Origin of the sequence: Actinoplanes sp. NPDC051633, assembly GCF_040681735.1 — a bacterium.
Taxonomy (GTDB): Bacteria; Actinomycetota; Actinomycetes; order Mycobacteriales; family Micromonosporaceae; genus Actinoplanes.
Genome location: NZ_JBFAZH010001628.1, coordinates 1 through 1,368 on the forward strand (window position 1 = coordinate 1; position 1,368 = coordinate 1,368).

The following is a 1,368-nucleotide window of genomic DNA, read 5'->3' on the forward strand; positions in this document are numbered from 1 at the left end:
CCAGATCACCGCGGCGCCGTCCTTCTTGATGTACTTGTAGGTGACCGTCCGATTCGTTCCGATGGTGACGCTCGCCCGCCAGACCGGATACGTCGCCGACGACAGCGCGACCGCCCGTGCCGGGTCCCAGCCGCCCAGCTCCGCCGCGTCGCCGACCACGAAGACGTTCTGACCCCAGACCGTCGTCGCCGTGACGGCGAACTGCTCGGCGCAGGTCTGCTGCCCGCCGCCGCGGGCGCCGGCGTGCAGGGCGACCGCCTGGCCCGGCGCGACCGTCACGGTCGCGTTTCCGGCCGTGTCCACCTGGTACGCGGGCCCGCCGCACGGGTCGCCGTGGAGCACGTCGCAGTAGCTGCCCGCGGGAAGACCGGTCGCGAAGACCCGGGTGAGTGCCGCCCCGGAGCGGTTGAACACTATGAACGCGGCGTTCCCCCGGCTGAACGCGATCTGGTTCGAGCCGTTGCTCCACCAGTTGCTCAGCGGACGGTCCCCGGCCTGACTACGGAAGGCCACCATGTTGGCCACCTCCCGGTTGCGGTGCTCGCACACCCAGCCGTTGCCGCAGCTCACCGCGGTGGTGGTGCCGTCCGCGGCGGCCGGCGGCCCCTGGTCGGCGGAGGAGAACGCATAGCTCGACATCACCTGCGGCACGCCGTACGGGTGGGCGAGCAGGAACGCCTGCGCGAGGCGGTAGTTCGCGCCGTCCTTGTACGTGAGGACGTTGCGGCCGTTGCGCTGGGTGTCGTGGTTGTCGATGAACGCGACGGCGTCGGCGGACGGCAGCCGCATCCGCTGCGCGAGGCCGTCGAGCGAGGCGAAGTTGCCGTCGCGGAACGCCGCGCTGACCACGTCGCCGTACCGGAACTCGGTCACGTCGCCGAACCCGGCGTACTCCTCCGGGCCCGGCTCCCCCGCCTCGCCCTCGATCACCTCGGAGAAGACGTACGGATCGCCGGTCACCGGGCCGACGATCGCGGCCTCGTCGGCGGCCGGCAGATGCTTGGCGGCGTCCACCCGGAAGCCGTCCACGCCCAGCGACACCAGGTCGTTCAGGTACGCGGTGAGCTTGCCGCGCACGTACCCGCTCTCGGTCCTGAGGTCGGCCAGGTCGACCAGTTCGCAGTTCTACACCTCCCACCGGTCGCCGTAGTTCGCGATGTCGTCGTTGCCGTTGCGCCCGCAGTGGTGGAAGTCGTCGAACCCGTAGGGCACGGCCGGGTACGCGTAGTGCGTGTAGGCCGACCCGCCGCTGCCGGCTCCGGTGGACGCACCGCCGGCGGCGTGGTTGATCACCGCGTCGACATAGACCTTCACCCCCGCCGCGTGGCAGGCGGACACCATCGCGGCGAACCCGGCCCGGTCGCCGCG

1 protein-coding gene and 1 pseudogene are annotated in these 1,368 nt (G+C 71.6%); both read right to left on the minus strand.

The window, feature by feature from the left end; translation table 11 throughout:
* Window positions 1-1,077: carbohydrate-binding module family 20 domain-containing protein (locus AB0M20_RS43745; protein ID WP_364307420.1), on the minus strand; the 1,077-nt coding region annotated here is incomplete at its 3' end.
* A 48-nt stretch (window positions 1,078-1,125) separates the two neighbouring features.
* Window positions 1,126-1,368 (minus strand): annotated as a pseudogene (locus AB0M20_RS43750) (alpha-amylase); the annotation flags it as partial.